We start from the raw sequence: 14668 nt of genomic DNA, 5'->3' as shown, positions 1-14668 counted from the left end.
ATTAACTCGTGCGGCGAAACAGCCAGCCGATCTCACCGCCGAGCGACGAGACTTCGCCGACGATGACAAGCTGCACGGTCGGGACCGCCTGGCCGCGGCCGTCGATCCACAAGCTTTCCTCTGTCGTCAACATCCCGCCACGACAACGGAAATTCCATGGAGGCGCACCTTTCGAGCGCAAGATCGCACCCATTCCGTCAGCGGTAGGCGTAGCCTCGATACCCGGCGCGAGGTGAAAACGCACAGCGTAGCCAGCCGCTTCCTTGATCTTCTTGCGCCCCTGCGCGACGAGCTGGTCGGCGCCGCGCAGCTCCTTGCCATCATTACCGAGCATGAGGCTTCGCTTGTGAACGAGACCGAATGCGCGGACGTACCCGCCATGGCTCGCGGTCAGGCGGCTCGCGTCATTGTCTTCACTGCGCTCGATCGCGACATCTTCCACACCGCGGCTCAATGACCCGTCAGGAAGGATGTTGGTCGAATTCGTATCGTCGAGCACGAGCGTGCTGTGGGCGGCCGTCGTGCGCAGGGCCTGCAGGAGGTCTTCAGAAAGCTGCGTCGGCAGTGGGCCCGCGCCGCCGCAATTCACGACCAGCCGCTGCGAACCATCCGACAGCTCGAAGGCCAATGTGGATGCCGACCCCTGGGCAGCCGCCTTCTGCGAGGGTGGAGGAGCGGCGTCTATGACTACGACCGTGCCCAGCGCCGACATGCGCTGGTAGCCCCAGCCGCGCGCGTGACGAAGCGGCCGTGCGCGGAGGCCACAGCCTTCGATAAGCGCGTTGAGGCGCTGCGCCTCGCCGGGACCGCAACCCTGCCAGCTCGACAGCGCACCATCCCCCATGGTGACGCCATGAAGCGCAGCAAGCGCCGCGGCAGCCGCAGCTTCAAGGGAATCGGGAATCGTCTGCTTCGCCGCGAAATAGCAGGACCTGAGAAGTCCGAGGCGATCCACCAGCAAAGACTGTTCCATCGGAGAGCGGCTGATCAGCCCGCCGTCATCGAACTGCGCCGATGCAAGCGCGCGCCCGAGGCCAGCCTCTCCGCGCGCTACCCGAGATACGCCGCCTTGCAGAAGGAGGCCGGCAGCGATCACCCCGCACCAGGCGGTGACGCGCTTCAAGCCGGCCGGCGCCTTCTCCGCGCTGCTGTCGAGGTGGCGGGCGCCACGGGCCAAAGTATTCAGCAGCGCGGAGCGATAGCCGCCATCGCCGCTCGAGAGGATATATGGCGCGTAGGCGGCCCAGAACAGGATGCGCTCGCCCCAGAAGTCCGGCGCCCATGCTTCATCGACCTTCGTCCCGTGAGCGAGCAGCCATTTGCCGACCACGGCCTCCGCCAGGGCCGCACCTTTTTCCCGAGACGCGGCGGCGGCGAGATCGCGCAGCCAGGAGAACCCCTGGAGCAGCCCAGCGCCTTTGCCCGATGCCCCAAAGTCCCCTTCGAACAAGGGGATGGCCTCGCTTCCGGCTATAAGTTTGCCAAGCAGAAGGGCCTCGCCGCGCTGGCGATCGCCCTGCACGTGGTCGCGCGGCACCGCCGCGAGCTTCAATGGCTGGCGCGAGCCCTTCAGCCGGGAAAGCAGGGAGCCGCGTGCAAGCTTGCGGACGATGTCACGTTCGGCCGTCGAGCCTTGCGAGCTCATCCTCCGCCCCGAAGCGCCTGAATGTTCGCGGCGTAAACGCCTGGCCCGCCGCGAAACGCTGCCGTGCCTGCAACGAGCACGGTGGCCCCCGCCGAGACGGCCTGCGGCGCCGTCTGCGGATCGATTCCGCCATCGACCTCGATGTCGACGCGAAGATTTTCCTTCGCGACGCGGTTGGCGACCGCTTCGATCTTCTTGAGCTGGCTCGGAATGAACTTTTGCCCGCCGAACCCCGGATTGACGCTCATGACGAGAACGAGGTCGAGTTCCTCGAGCACATAGTCGAGCATCTTGGCCGGCGTCGCCGGATTGAGCGAAACGCCAGCCTTCTTGCCCAAAGCCTTGATGCGCTGGATGGTTCGATGAAGGTGCGGTCCGGCCTCCGGGTGGACGGTGATCATGTCCGCGCCTGCCTCAGCGAAGGCATCGAGAAAATTGTCCACTGGCGAAATCATGAGGTGGACGTCGAACGGCTTCGACGAATGCGGACGAATGGCCTTAACGACCCCCGGCCCGATCGTGATGTTCGGCACGAAGTGGCCGTCCATCACGTCGACATGAATCCAGTCGGCCCCGGCGGCGTCGATTGCGCGGACCTCCTCACCCAGCTTGGCGAAGTCGGCGGACAGGATTGAAGGCGAAATTAACGGTGCGGCCATGGGCCCGATTAGACGGGATTAATCCCCCCGGACAAGCCGCGCCATGAAGAAGCCGTCGAGTCCGCCTTCAGCTTCCAGGATGCCCGGCACGATACGAACCCAACCCTCGTCTGATAGCAAAGCAAAGTCGGGCAGCTCGCCGATGGCCGGCCGATCCACCCGGAGGCCGGATGAAGCCACGATATTCTCCCCTTCCACAGGCTCCAGCGAACATACCGAATAGACGAGAGCGCCGCCGGGCTTGAGCCACTGCGCAGCGCGCGCAAGGAGGCGGGCCTGAAGTCCGGCATTGTCGGCGATAATCCTGGGGCGGGCGCGATAGAGGACTTCGGGATGACGGCGGAAAGTGCCGGTGGCGGAGCAAGGCGCGTCGAGAAGGATCGCGTCGAAAGCTCGATCGGGCTGCCATTCAAGCGCATCGGCTTGGACGAGCTCGGCGGAAAGATTCGTCCGCGCCAGGTTTTCGCTCAGTCGTCCAAGACGACTTTCGGACGCATCGACAGCAGTGACGCGACGGCCCGCGCTCGCCAGCTGCATCGTCTTCCCGCCCGGGGCTGCGCAAAGGTCCAGCACGTCCGCGGCGCCTGGCGGAATCAGCCGCGCCGGAAGCGAGGCCGCGAGGTCCTGGACCCACCAGCGTCCCTCATCGAATGCGGCCAGATCGGTCACCGACGTGCTTGCGAGCCGAACGTGGCGAGGCGCCAGCGACGTCCCGTCATGCTCCAAAGCGTAGGACTTGGCCTCATCATCATCCGCGAAGCTGAGGTCGAGGGCCGGGCGACGAACGATCTGACGACGCGCCGCTTCAACCGGTTCGTCGCCCCAGGCTTCGCGCCATCGATCTTCGACGGCCGGGGGCAATGCCGCCGCTTGCGCGACCGGAAGGCCGCGCCGCAGCAACGTCCCGAGCACGCCGTGGACGAGTCGCCGCGGACCGCCATCGACTAACGGCAAGGCCGTCGAGACCAGGGCATGGTCGGGCGTGTTCAGGCCAATCTTCTGGGCCAGCGCGAGTCGCAGGACCATGCGGGCCTTGCTGTCGTCGGCGAGGCGCTGTCGCGTGGCGCTGTCGATCAAGTCGTCGAGATCCGGCATGCGCCGCAACGTCTCGCCGGCGATCGCCAATGCGAGCGCGCGGTCAGGCGGAGACAGGCCCTTCACTGAGGATGCAGCCCCCTCCAATGTTTGCCCACGCCGGAGCACCGCGTCGAGCAATTGCAGCGACGCGCGCCGTGCGCCCAAACCTTCAACGCTTGGCATCGATGCCTGCCCACATCATCTTGCGCGCGTGAAACGACCCAAGCACCTCGATGCCCCCAAGCATCTGAGCAAGTCTCCGCCCATTCCTGCGCCCGAGCCGCGCGATAAAGCGAATGCTCCTGCCGGCGAAGAAACCCGACTCGACCCGACGCGATACGGGGACTGGGAAAAGAAGGGCATCGCGGTCGATTTCTAAAGCGCCTCGGCCTTTGGAGGCCGCGAAAGGATTTCGTTGAGGACAGTATCGACGCTGGCCCCGCCAGTAAGCAACGCGTCGACCGCCTGCACAATCGGCATGTCGATGCCGCGCTCACGCGCGATGCGAGCGAGGACCGGAGCGGTGAACGCCCCCTCCGCGACAGTGCGGCGATCGCTCAATAGCTCTGCAGGCGCTCGGCCCTCTCCGATCCCTTTTCCAAGCGAGAAGTTTCGAGAGCTGGTCGACGAGCAGGTGAGAACGAGATCGCCAAGGCCGGACAAGCCCGCGAGCGTTTCACGCCTTGCGCCGAACGCGAGCCCGAAGCGCGTCATCTCGGCGAAGCCGCGACCGATCAGAGCCGCCCGGGCATTCTGGCCCAGACCCTTCCCCTCGACGATGCCGCATGCGATCGCCAGCACGTTCTTCACTGCGCCGCCGATCTCTGCCCCCGCTATGTCGTCCGTAACGTAAATGCGGAACTGCGGGCGCGCGATGCGCTCGCGCAATTGCTCGCCGAGCGCGGAGTCAGAAGCAGCCAGGGTCACCGCGGTCGGGAGGCCGGAAGCGACCTCATGCGCAAAGGTTGGTCCGGACAGGACGGCAATCGGAGAATTCGGAGCGGCCTCACGCGCAACCTCGTGAAGAAGCGCGCCGGACTTCTCCTCTATGCCTTTCGAGCAGAGGATCAGCGGCCGATCGCCTAAGGGCCCCCTCGCGAGCACGGACCGCATATGCTGAGCCGGAGTGACGACGAGCCAGGCATCGCATGCGTCGAGCTCGCCGAGGTCAGAGGTTGCCCTAATGTGAGGATCGAGCGGTACCCCGGCAAGGAAGAGCGAATTCTCGTGCCGTTCGTTGATCGCAGCGACGACTTCCGCCTCCAACGCCCACAGCAAGGTCTCTCGCCCGCCCGCGGCGGCGACCTGCGCCAGCGCTGTGCCCCAGGCGCCGCCACCGATTACGCCGAGCTTCATGCCTTCACACCCGCACCGCGCACTTTCTCCGCTTCGGGATCGAGTGGCCACCGGGCTCGCGCCGGAGCGTCGAGAGCGTCGAAGACGCCCGCCGCAAATCGCTCGGCGCCGGCCCAGGCAATCATCGCGGCGTTATCTGTGCAAAGCCACGCGGGCGGCACGCTGAATTCGCGACCTTCCCGAGCAGCCAGCTCGGACAAAGCGCCACGAATGGCGTGATTGGCGGCAACTCCGCCGGCAACGACCAGCGCCGGCGCATCCGTTTTCGCTAGAGCATTCGAAGTGCGGTCGAGCAGGCAGTCGACGACCGCCTGCTGGAAGCTCGCCGCTATGTCTTCCCGGGCGTGCTGGCCCGAAGCGACGGCGCGCTGGACCGCACTCTTCAAGCCCGCGAAGGAGAAATGCGGTTCGGGCGACCCGGCGAGGGGACGAGGCAACGCAACCGAGGAGGGATCGCCCGATTCGGCAAGCGCCTCGATCGCGGGTCCGCCGGGATATCCGAGACCAAGCAGTTTGGCGGCCTTGTCGAATGCCTCGCCGGCGGCATCGTCGATGGTCGTGGCAAGTCGTCGATATTTGTCGACGCCGCTCACCTCCAGAAGCTGGCAGTGACCTCCCGAGACAAGCAGCAGCAAGTATGGGAACCCCAGATCCGGGTCGACCAGTCGCGGGGAGAGCGCGTGGCCTTCGAGGTGGTTGACTGCGATCAAGGGCTTTCCGGCCGACAGAGCGAGTCCCTTCCCCGTAAGCAGCGCCACCATCACCCCGCCGATAAGTCCCGGCCCCGCGGTGGCCGCAATTGCATCTACATCGGCAATCGAGAGGTTCGCCTCGCCGAGCACTTGCCGCACGAGGCCCGGGAGGATCTCGACATGAGCCCGCGCCGCAATCTCGGGGACCACGCCGCCATAGGGCTGGTGTGCTGCGTTCTGGCCGACGACCGCCTGCGCGAGGATGCGTCGATCACTCGTCACAAGCGCGACGGCACTATCGTCGCACGACGATTCGAGGCCCAGGATCACGGTCATTTCGCGTCCGGCCCTTTGCCTGAAGGCGGAGCAATGCACTAGGGGTGCACTCATGCCCGACACGCTGAAGCTCGGAACCCGCGGATCGCCACTGGCAATGGCCCAGGCCCGCAAGGTCGCGGCAGCGATTGAAACGGCGCAGCGCTGGCCAGACGGTTATGTGGAATTAGTGCCCGTCACGACGAGCGGCGACAAGGTCCAGGACCGCCCGCTCGCGGAGCTGGGTGGCAAGGCGCTGTGGACCAAGGAGCTGGACCGGGCCCTGCTTGCCGGCGAGGTGAGCTTCTGCGTGCATTCGATGAAGGACGTCGAAAGCGTGCGGCCGCCCGAAATCCACATTGCCGCGGTGCGCCCGCGCGGGGATGTGCGCGACCGCATCATCGGCGCGGATTCGATCGACGCGCTCAAGAAGGGCGCGGTAATCGGCACGTCTTCGCCGCGGCGCGCCGCGCAGCTTCTTCGGCTTCGGCCCGACCTCAAGATCGTGACGCTGCGCGGCAACGTCGAAAGACGACTTAAAGCAGTCGAATCCGGCGAGATCGACGCGACTTTGCTCGCCGCGGCGGGCCTGAAGCGCCTGGACATGTCGATCGGCACCGCCATCCCGACGGAGATCATTCTGCCGGCGCCAGGGCAGGCTGTCATCGGTATGGAGTGCCGCACGAACGACACCCGCACACAAAGCGTGCTCACGACCATCAACAACCAGATCACCTACGATTGCGTGATGGCCGAACGGGCGCTCACCCGGGCCCTTGGCGCCAGCTGCGCATCACCGGTTGCGGCCTTCTGCGTGCTCGAGGACGGGGACCTCCGAATGCGCGCGCAATTGTTCAGCGAGGACGGAAGCGAGATGGTCGAGGACCGCGCCGTGTTCGACTGTGGAGATTGCAATGCTCCGGCTGAACTCGCCCGTGCCTTGCTGGCCAAGGCGCCCGATTCGATAAGAAAGCTATTCGCGGCGCGATGAGGCGCTTGCTGGTCCTGCGCCCTGAGCCGGGCGCGAGCGCCACCCTGAAAAAGGCCCAGGAACGCGGGCTGAATGCGATCTCCATTCCCTTGTTCGAGATCGAACCGGTCCAATGGAATGTGCCGCACCAGGGAAGCTTCGACGGGCTGCTGCTCACAAGCGCGAATGCTGTGAGGCATGCTGGCGAACGGCTGCGCGATCTCCGCGGACTGCCGGCATATGCGGTGGGCCAAGCGACGGCGGATGCGGCGAGAGATGCAGGCCTCGACATCAAGAGCATTGGCGGTGACGGCGTTGACCGCCTGCTGGAATCGATCGACGCAGACCTGAAACTGCTTCACTTGTGCGGTGAAGACAGGACGGCTCCGGGAGACGCGCGCCAGAGAATCACGCCGGTCATTGTCTATCGTGCGAAGGAACGAGCTGCGGACCTGGGGGAGACAAGCGGGGCCGTCATAGTCGTGCATTCGCCCCGCGCAGCGCGGCGCCTCGCAACTCTGGTAAAAGACCGCGGAAACGTTTGCGTCGCCGCGATCAGCCGCGCGGCGGCGGAAGCCACCGGGTACGGATGGCAGAGCGTAGAGGCAGCAGAAAGCCCGAACGACGATGCGCTGCTGGCTCTCGCCGCGAGGCTGTGCAACAAGCCTGACGGGGAATGAACACAGCCACATCTCGCACAGGCATAAGCTGGAGCGCGCGACTTCTGATCGGCATGGTCCTGATCATTGCCGGTGCTGCGGCCGCGACATGGGGGCTTGCTCATTACCAGCCCGCCGCCCGCTTGCTCGGGGTGGCCCCTGCTCCAACGCAGACGCAGCCGCAGCGCCTGGTCTCGACCGGAGCGGGCAGCCACGATGCGGTTAGCGCCGCCGTTCCGCCGCTGGACGACGGCCGCGTCGCCGAGCTGGAAGCACGACTGGCCCGCGTGGAGAATGCAACGCAGCGCGCGGCAGGGTCCGCGGGCCGGGCAGACGCGCTCGTCGTCGCTTTCGCTGCACGCCGCGCGATCGATCGCGGAGTCGCGCTGGGATATCTTGAAAATGCCCTCGTTGACCGGTTCGGCGCGCAGCACCAGGCGGCGGTGGCGACGATCGTCACCGCTTCCCACCAGCCGGTGCCCCTCAGCGACCTAATCGCAGAGTATCAGGCGCTGGCGCCCGACCTTCGCCGCGGCGGACCGCAGGACAGCTGGTGGACCAATTTCCAGCGCGAGCTCGGCTCGCTCGTGGAAGTCCACCGCGCGGACAAGCCTTCGACGAATCCCGACGCGCGTTACAACCAGGCCTTGCAGCGACTGTCTGCCGGTGAGGTGGACCAGGCGCTGGCCCAGACCATGCGTTTGCCGGGGGCGGCCAACGCGGGAGCCTGGGTCGCCCGGGCGCGCCGCTACATCGCCGTCCATCGCGCGCTCGACGAGGTTGAATCCGCGGCGCTTCTGACCCCGGCAAATAACATTCGCTGATCGACGAAACGGGGGTTGGCAAGGACTCCTGTTGATGCGAGTCTTGGGCTGCTTGCGCACAGGCTGGATTCACCTGCCCTGCGCTAAGCATCTGCCGAACGAGCATATTCTGTGGGGGAATTGCAGTCATGACGTCAATTTGGAGGCGTTTGGGACTTGGGCTGGTGATGGCCGCGGGCGCACAGATCAGCGCATCCGCCGCGACGCAGCAGACGGCTCCAAGGACGCCACTTCCGAAGCCCCAAAAGCCCCAGAAGGTCGCCCAGGCCGTTCCCGTGGCGGCGCAAGCCCCTGCCTACATTCGTGATCGCGTCGATGAGCTCGGGCGCAAGTTCAACGGCCAGGTCGGCATTGCCGTCAGGTCGATCGACGGCGGCTGGGCGACCGGATGGAAGGCCGATGATCTCTACCCGCAGCAGAGCGTGAGCAAATTATGGGTGGCGATCACGGCGCTGGACGCGGTCGATCGCGGGCGGGTGCGGCTCGACGACAAGGTCACACTGACCCGTGATGACCTTACGCTGTTCCACCAGCCGATCTCGGCCAAGATCCTGGGCGGAGGCTATACGACGACCTTGTCCGCCCTGATGTTCGACGCGATCACAAAGAGCGACAACACGTGCAACGACAAGCTGATGCGCTCGGTGGGAGGGCCGCAGGCCGTGCGCGACATGATCGGCCGCAAGGGCCTCGGCGCAATCCGCTTCTACAACGGCGAGCGCTCGCTGCAGAGCAAGATCGCCGGTTTGACCTGGACGCAGAGCTATTCGGTCGGCGGGGCCTTCTACAAGGCGCGCGACGCTTTGCCGGCGTCGATCCGCAAGGCTGCTTTCGACCGCTACGTCGCCGACCCGTATGACGGCGCAGCGCCCAGTGCGATCGCCGCGGCGCTCGCGCGCCTGAAGCGTGGCGAGCTTCTTTCGCCGGAATCCACGCGCCGTCTGCTCGGGATCATGGGCAACACGAAGACCGGCGCGAATCGCCTCAAGGGCGGATTGCAAGCTGGCTGGTCCCTCAGCCACAAGACCGGCACCGGGCAAGTCTACGGCCCCTATCAAGCCGGCTACAACGACATAGGCGTTCTGACCGCGCCCGACGGCCGGAGCTATGCTGTCGCGGTGATGATCAAGAAGACATCCACGCCTTTGCCGACGCGCATGACCTTGATGAACAATGTCGTGCGCGCAGTGATCGCCCAGCATGAGATGATGCGCGGGGCGGCCTACGCCTCCGGCCGCTAGCCCGGCCGAACTGCTGCGCGCTGCTCCGGGCGTGCAGCGCGTGCCGAGCCGCGAGCTTGAGCTGTTCATCGTCCGCGGCTTCCTGGACGAAGCGACTTGCGCATCGCTGATCCGCCGCATCGACGAGCGCCCACGGCCCTCCGAGATCGCGGACGATGTCGGCATCGCCAAGTTCCGGACGAGCGAAACCTGCGATCTCGATTGGCGCGACCCGGTCGTAGCAACCGTCGACAGCCGCATAGCCGAGCTGCTCGGATTGCCGCTGGCCGCAAGCGAGCCGCTGCAAGGCCAGCGCTATGCTACGGGGCAGGAGTTCAGGCCTCACACGGACACGTTCGAGCCAGGCGGTTACGACTTCCTCGTCCATACGAGTGACAGGGGCCAGCGGACATGGACCGCCATGTGCTACCTCAATGAGCCGGAGGACGGCGGAGCAACTCGCTTCAAGGCGATAGGAAAAACTGTCCAGCCCGAAACGGGCAAGCTCCTGGCCTGGAACAACCTGTTGCCGGACGGTCGTCCCAACCCGGCAACCCTGCACCAGGGGATGAAGGTGCGCCGCGGGACCAAATATGTGCTGACCAAATGGTTTCGCGAGCGGGCCGGCTGAGCGCCGCCCCGGGGTCATTCTGTGCGTGAGTTGCCGCCCTCGCTCTGCGGCTTCACGTGGACGGTCTTGATGTTGACGAACTCGCGGATCCCGAAGCTCCCGCATTCGCGGCCGTAACCGGAATGCTTGACGCCGCCGAAGGGGGCTCGCGGGTCGGAGCGAACGTTCTCGTTTACGAAGCTCATGCCCGCTTCGAGCTGCTCGGCGGCGATTCGCCGGCCCCGGTCGAGGTCGCCGGTGAGGACGCCTGATCCGAGGCCAAACTCACTGTCATTGGCGATCCTGATCGCATCGGCCTCGTCGTTGGCGGCAATGATCGCCGCGACAGGTCCGAACACTTCTTCATCGTGGGCGGGCTGCCCCGGCTGGACGTCCGAAAGAACCGTAGCCGGGTACCAGGCGCCAGATCGATCCGGCACTTTCCCACCCAACAGGAGGCGGGCGCCGTTCCGTATGCTGCTCTCGACCTGTTGGTGGATCTCGTCGCGCGCCTTGACGCTCTGCATGGGTCCGAGCTTTGTCGCGGGATCGAGCGGGTCGCCCATCTCGTAACCGGCCATCGCCTCGACCATTGCGGCCTCGAACTGCTCAAGGATCGAATGAACCACGATGAAGCGTTTGCCGGCGATGCAGCTCTGCCCACCATTGACCATGCGTGCAGTCGCCGCGACCTTCGCCGCCGCTTCGATATCGGCATCTTCGAGCACGACGTAGGCGTCGGACCCGCCAAGCTCGAGAACGCATTTCTTGAGCATCGATCCCGCAGCCGTTGCGACGCTTTTTCCCGCGGCAACGCTGCCGGTCAGGGTTACCGCGGCCACATTCTCGTCCTTGATCAGCGCTTCGACGTTCCGGCTTGGAAGCAGAAGCGTGCGGAAGAGATCGGAAGGCACCCCGGCCTCGTGGAGGATCTGCTCGATCGCGAGAGCGCATCCCGGAACGTTGCTCGCATGCTTGAGAAGCGCTCCGTTGCCCGCCATCAGCGCAGGCGCGACGAAGCGGAAGACCTGCCAGAACGGGAAGTTCCATGGCATCACCGCGAGTACGACGCCGATGGGATTGAAGGTCACGAACGCTTCGCCGCCGCCGATGTCGATCGGCTCATTCGCGAGATATTGCTGCGCGTGGCCGGCGAACCAATCGCAGTGAAAGGCGCACTTCTCGACTTCGGCCCGCCCGTCGGCGATCGTCTTCCCCATCTCTTCGGTCATCAGCCGCGCGAACTCATCCTGCCGCGAGCGGAGGATCTCGGCTGCCTTGCGAATGACCGCAGCGCGGTCGGCGAAACTCGTGCCGCGCCAATCGAGAAAAGCATTGCGCGCGGCTGCGGCGGATGAACGCGCATCGTCGATCGTGTGCGGGTCATAGGCTCGCCCCGGTTCGCCGGTGGCAGGGTTTGTCGTCCGCAAACGCTCATTGCTCGGTGGGTGAGTGAGTTCAGCCTGTTCGACCATGCGCGAATCTCCCACTTGTGGGTCGCGCATAGGCTTGATGGCGCAGCCGACCAATGGGGCTCCGATCACATGGCTCGATCAGCAGGATCGGCCGCCGGCTATTGGGATCGGCGCTGGAGCGGGCGAAGGGATTCGAACCCTCGACCCCAACCTTGGCAAGGTTGTGCTCTACCCCTGAGCTACGCCCGCTCGTGCGCTGGACACCGGCGGCTTCGAGAGCGCTCTCCGGCGGAGGTGAGGCGGGCGCCTAGCATGGGCCATGGGCCTCCCGCAAGCGCGGCGTTCGCAAGCTTGTTACGAGCGCCGCTCCCGACCATATGGAGCCTGCCCGACCGTATGTGAAGGAGGCTGTGAGACGTGGCGACGCTGGGCCTGACCGAAGCCGAACGCCAGGCGGTCGAACGTTTCGAGGCGGATGTCATCCATCCGTCGATGACGTCTCTCGTCATCCTCGACTTCTGGGCCGAGTGGTGCGGGCCGTGCAAGCAGCTCGGGCCTGTCCTGGAAAAGGTTGCCGCTGATTACGCCGCCAAAGGCATCATCCTCGCGAAGATCGACGTCGACCAGGAAAAATTGATAGCGGCACAGTTTCGCATCCAGTCCATTCCGACTGTCTACGCCATCTACCGTGGCCAGCCGGTAGCTGACCTCACGAATTACCGGACCGAAGGGCAGCTCAAGAAGGTGATCGATCAGCTGCTGGCGCAGCTCCACATCGAGCCCCAAGACGTGGAGCCGCAGGCCGACGTCGAGCCGCTCATCGCCACGGGCGAGCAGGTGCTAGGCGAGGGAGATGCGGCGCGTGCAGCGAACATTTTCCGGCAGGTCCGCGATTTGGCACCCGATAATGCGAGCGGCATCGGCTGTTTGCTCCGCGCGCTGACGGCTGACGGACAACTGGATGAGGCGCGCGAAATCCTCAGCGGGCTTCCGGCGGAGCTTGCAAGAAAGCCGGAGATTGCCCGCGCGCAGGCATTGCTCGAACTCTCTGGAGCGGCGCCGGCCGATACCGCGGACCTCGAAGGGAGGCTCGCTGCAAATGCCGATGATCATGAGGCGCGGCTAGAACTCGCGAACGCCAAGCTTTCGGCGGGAGATCGCGACAGCGCAGCCGATGCATTGCTCGAGATCATCCGGCGCGACCGCGAGTGGAATGATGGGGCAGCGCGGAAGCGCTTCCTCCAGCTGCTTGAGGCGCAAGGGCTCGAAGATCCGTGGTCGAGCGCTCAGCGCCGGCGCTTGTCGGCCGTCCTCTTCACATGAGCCGTCTGCTCCGCGTGCCCTTATTCCCGCTCGCGGGCGCGATTCTGTTTCCTCGCGCGCAGCTCCCGCTTCACATTTTCGAGAATCGCTATCGAGAGATGGTGAGTGACGCGATCGAGGGCCCGGGCCGCATCGCAATGATACAACCCTCGCGCCTCGACGACGAGGCGGATCCGCCTCTCTACGAGACCGGCTGCGTCGGTGAGATCGTCGGCGTGGAAGAGTTGGATGACGGTCGCTTCAACATCGTGCTGCTTGGAACCAACCGTTTCAGGCTGGTGCGGGAAGCGGAGATCGATGCAAGCTACCGTTGCGGCGAGATCGACATCGAAGCCTTCGATGACAGCGAGCCCCCAGCCCTGTCGCTAGGTCAGCGCGCCGAAGTGGAACGCGAATCCCGCCGTCTTGGAGATGCGATGAACCTCGTGATCGACTGGGCGGCGGTCAGCCGCCTCGACGACGAGACCCTGGTCAATGCGATCGCCCAGGTTGCGCCTTTCGACTATGGCGCCAAGCAGGCGCTGCTCGAGGAGCCGACACTCACGAGCCGTGCAGATCTGCTTGTCCAGCTCATGCAATTCCAGCGCATCGCGATGACCGGCGGCGTCGAGGTCGAGCCAACGTTGCAATAGCCGTCTTTAGATCGGCAGGCCCCTGAGGAGCAGCGGGAGATCGCCGCTCGTCCCGCGCGCTTCGCTCATCAATCGATCGCGCACCGGCGATATCCGTTCGACGAGGCCCATGCCGAAGCGGCGAACCGCCGAGGCAGCCCGGCCCGGTATGCCATAGATGCGCGTCAGGGAGTCCGTCGCGAAGGCTACCGAAAGCGCGTCAAGCGAGCGCCACCTTTGATAGCGAGCCAGCAGTTGTGCGTCGCCGAGGTCGAGCCCGAGCCGCGCGCCTTCGACAAGCACCTGCGCCAGTGCGGCAGCATCCCGGAATCCCAGGTTCACGCCCTGTCCGGCAATCGGATGGATCGCATGCGCGGCATCGCCGATCAGCGCCAGCCGCTTGTCGCTGATCTGCGCGGCATGATGGAAGCCGAGCGGAAAGGACGAGCGCGGCGCCAGCATCGCGATCTTCCCGAGGAAACCGCCCATCGCAGCTTCGGCTTCGGCGGCGAAATCCTCGTCGCTCAAGGAAAGCCAGCCGGCCGCATCATCCTGCCGCACGGACCAGACGATCGCCGAGCGATGGCCCTGCGAATCGTCGGTCATCGGCAGCAGGGCGAACGGGCCCGACGGATAGAAAATTTCATAGGCAACATGGTCGTGAGGCCGCTGGTGCCGGAGCACGGAGACTATGGCTTGATGCCTGTAGCTCCAGCGCGCGACCCGGATTCCTGCCTCTTCCCGCGTGCGCGAGTTGCGGCCGTCCGCAGCCACCAGCAGAGGCGCATTGAGCTTTCGACCGTCTTCGAGAGAGACAAGCACGCCGGTCTCGCCCCTCACCACGTCCGCGACCCGCGATTTCCAGAGCAGCCAGGTATGCCTGCCAGCTTCCGCGCGGGCTTGAAGCGCTGCGCGGAGATGCCGGTTCTCATGCATCCATCCGAGCGGCTCTTCGTCATCGCCATCGAAATGCAGGCCGCCGGGCTGAAGTCCGTCCGCGACCGAAATGCGCCGGATCGGGCAACCGGGAGCAGGCAGATGCTGTGTCACGCCGATTGTCTCGAGCATACGCATCGAGCTCGACGAGACCGCACTCGTCCGGCCATCGAACGCCGAGCTAGTGCGCGGCGCAGGATCGGCAGGATCGATGACAACGGCGGAAACACCGCTGCTGTCGAGGGCGGCCGCAAGCGCCAACCCGACCATGCCGCCGCCGAAAATGATCACGTCCGCACGATCCATTGCGATGTCCGTACTCGTGCTCGGCAATGACGCCAAGAAGTTCGCTTGAC

At 65.4% G+C, this 14668-nt stretch carries 15 protein-coding genes and 1 tRNA gene; 8 read left to right on the top strand and 8 right to left on the bottom strand.

Annotated elements, in window-relative coordinates; translation table 11 throughout:
* Position 1 precedes the first annotated feature (1 nt).
* Genes LZ538_RS12970 through LZ538_RS12960 form a run of 3 tightly spaced genes read right to left on the bottom strand, consistent with a single transcriptional unit; the run spans position 2 to position 3564 of the window.
* Positions 2-1645: a heparinase II/III family protein gene (locus tag LZ538_RS12970; protein ID WP_249832439.1), complete on the bottom strand. Its 1644-nt coding sequence runs from the start codon at positions 1643-1645 to the stop codon at positions 2-4.
* The gene (gene rpe, locus LZ538_RS12965; RefSeq protein WP_249832438.1) at positions 1642-2304 is read right to left on the bottom strand and encodes a ribulose-phosphate 3-epimerase; all 663 of its coding nucleotides are present in this window, start codon (positions 2302-2304) and stop codon (positions 1642-1644) included. The genes LZ538_RS12970 and rpe overlap by 4 nt, the downstream gene beginning before the upstream one ends.
* A gap of 18 nt (positions 2305-2322) precedes the next feature.
* Positions 2323-3564: an RsmB/NOP family class I SAM-dependent RNA methyltransferase gene (locus LZ538_RS12960; protein ID WP_249832437.1), complete on the bottom strand. Its 1242-nt coding sequence runs from the start codon at positions 3562-3564 to the stop codon at positions 2323-2325.
* Positions 3565-3592: 28 nt separating this feature from the next.
* On the opposite strand from LZ538_RS12960, the gene LZ538_RS12955 reads away from it, so the two are divergent.
* Positions 3593-3760 (top strand): DUF1674 domain-containing protein, encoded by a 168-nt coding sequence (locus LZ538_RS12955; RefSeq protein ID WP_249832436.1) that lies wholly within the window; start codon positions 3593-3595, stop codon positions 3758-3760.
* On the opposite strand, the gene LZ538_RS12950 is transcribed toward LZ538_RS12955, so the two are convergent.
* Both LZ538_RS12950 and tsaD read right to left on the bottom strand, forming a co-directional pair.
* Positions 3757-4737 carry an NAD(P)H-dependent glycerol-3-phosphate dehydrogenase gene (locus tag LZ538_RS12950; RefSeq protein WP_249832435.1) on the bottom strand — a complete coding sequence of 327 codons (981 nt, stop codon included), beginning with the start codon at positions 4735-4737 and terminating at the stop codon, positions 3757-3759. The genes LZ538_RS12955 and LZ538_RS12950 overlap by 4 nt on opposite strands.
* Positions 4734-5765, bottom strand: coding sequence for a tRNA (adenosine(37)-N6)-threonylcarbamoyltransferase complex transferase subunit TsaD (gene tsaD / locus LZ538_RS12945; RefSeq protein ID WP_249832434.1), 1032 nt, complete (start codon positions 5763-5765; stop codon positions 4734-4736). Before tsaD ends, LZ538_RS12950 begins: the two co-directional genes overlap by 4 nt.
* Positions 5766-5817: 52 nt before the next feature.
* On the opposite strand from tsaD, the gene hemC reads away from it, so the two are divergent.
* The 5 genes from hemC (at position 5818) to LZ538_RS12920 (ending at position 10048) form a co-directional block, all read left to right on the top strand.
* On the top strand, positions 5818-6735 hold the full coding sequence (hemC, locus tag LZ538_RS12940; protein WP_249832433.1) for a hydroxymethylbilane synthase: 918 nt from the start codon (positions 5818-5820) through the stop codon (positions 6733-6735).
* Positions 6732-7394, top strand: coding sequence for a uroporphyrinogen-III synthase (locus LZ538_RS12935; protein WP_249832432.1), 663 nt, complete (start codon positions 6732-6734; stop codon positions 7392-7394). The genes hemC and LZ538_RS12935 overlap by 4 nt, the downstream gene beginning before the upstream one ends.
* Positions 7391-8197, top strand: a complete 807-nt coding sequence (locus LZ538_RS12930) for a hypothetical protein (RefSeq protein ID WP_249832431.1) — start codon at positions 7391-7393, stop codon at positions 8195-8197. The genes LZ538_RS12935 and LZ538_RS12930 overlap by 4 nt, the downstream gene beginning before the upstream one ends.
* 128 nt (positions 8198-8325) lie before the next feature.
* Positions 8326-9438: a class A beta-lactamase gene (gene bla, locus LZ538_RS12925; RefSeq protein ID WP_249832430.1), complete on the top strand. Its 1113-nt coding sequence runs from the start codon at positions 8326-8328 to the stop codon at positions 9436-9438.
* Positions 9439-9478: 40 nt separating this feature from the next.
* Complete coding sequence (locus LZ538_RS12920; RefSeq protein ID WP_347402774.1) at positions 9479-10048, top strand: prolyl hydroxylase family protein; 570 nt, start codon at positions 9479-9481, stop codon at positions 10046-10048.
* A gap of 14 nt (positions 10049-10062) precedes the next feature.
* Here LZ538_RS12920 and LZ538_RS12915 read toward each other — a convergent pair whose 3' ends face one another.
* Both LZ538_RS12915 and LZ538_RS12910 read right to left on the bottom strand, forming a co-directional pair.
* Entirely contained in the window at positions 10063-11502 is a 1440-nt protein-coding gene (locus LZ538_RS12915; protein WP_249832429.1) for an NAD-dependent succinate-semialdehyde dehydrogenase, read from the bottom strand.
* A gap of 114 nt (positions 11503-11616) precedes the next feature.
* Positions 11617-11691 (bottom strand) — tRNA-Gly (locus LZ538_RS12910).
* Positions 11692-11859: 168 nt separating this feature from the next.
* On the opposite strand from LZ538_RS12910, the gene LZ538_RS12905 reads away from it, so the two are divergent.
* Both LZ538_RS12905 and LZ538_RS12900 read left to right on the top strand, forming a co-directional pair.
* On the top strand, positions 11860-12765 hold the full coding sequence (locus tag LZ538_RS12905) for a tetratricopeptide repeat protein (RefSeq protein WP_249832428.1): 906 nt from the start codon (positions 11860-11862) through the stop codon (positions 12763-12765).
* On the top strand, positions 12762-13397 hold the full coding sequence (locus LZ538_RS12900) for an LON peptidase substrate-binding domain-containing protein (protein ID WP_249832427.1): 636 nt from the start codon (positions 12762-12764) through the stop codon (positions 13395-13397). The genes LZ538_RS12905 and LZ538_RS12900 overlap by 4 nt, the downstream gene beginning before the upstream one ends.
* A 6-nt stretch (positions 13398-13403) precedes the next feature.
* Here LZ538_RS12900 and LZ538_RS12895 read toward each other — a convergent pair whose 3' ends face one another.
* Positions 13404-14618: a UbiH/UbiF/VisC/COQ6 family ubiquinone biosynthesis hydroxylase gene (locus tag LZ538_RS12895; protein ID WP_249832426.1), complete on the bottom strand. Its 1215-nt coding sequence runs from the start codon at positions 14616-14618 to the stop codon at positions 13404-13406.
* Between the last annotated feature and the right edge of the window lie 50 nt (positions 14619-14668).

Origin of the sequence: Sphingomonas hankyongi (genome assembly GCF_023516575.1) — a bacterium.
In the GTDB taxonomy this organism is placed as follows: Bacteria; Pseudomonadota; Alphaproteobacteria; order Sphingomonadales; family Sphingomonadaceae; genus Sphingomicrobium; species Sphingomicrobium hankyongi.
The sequence above is the reverse complement of the archived record's forward strand: the minus strand, read 5'-3'. Positions and strand labels throughout refer to the sequence as shown.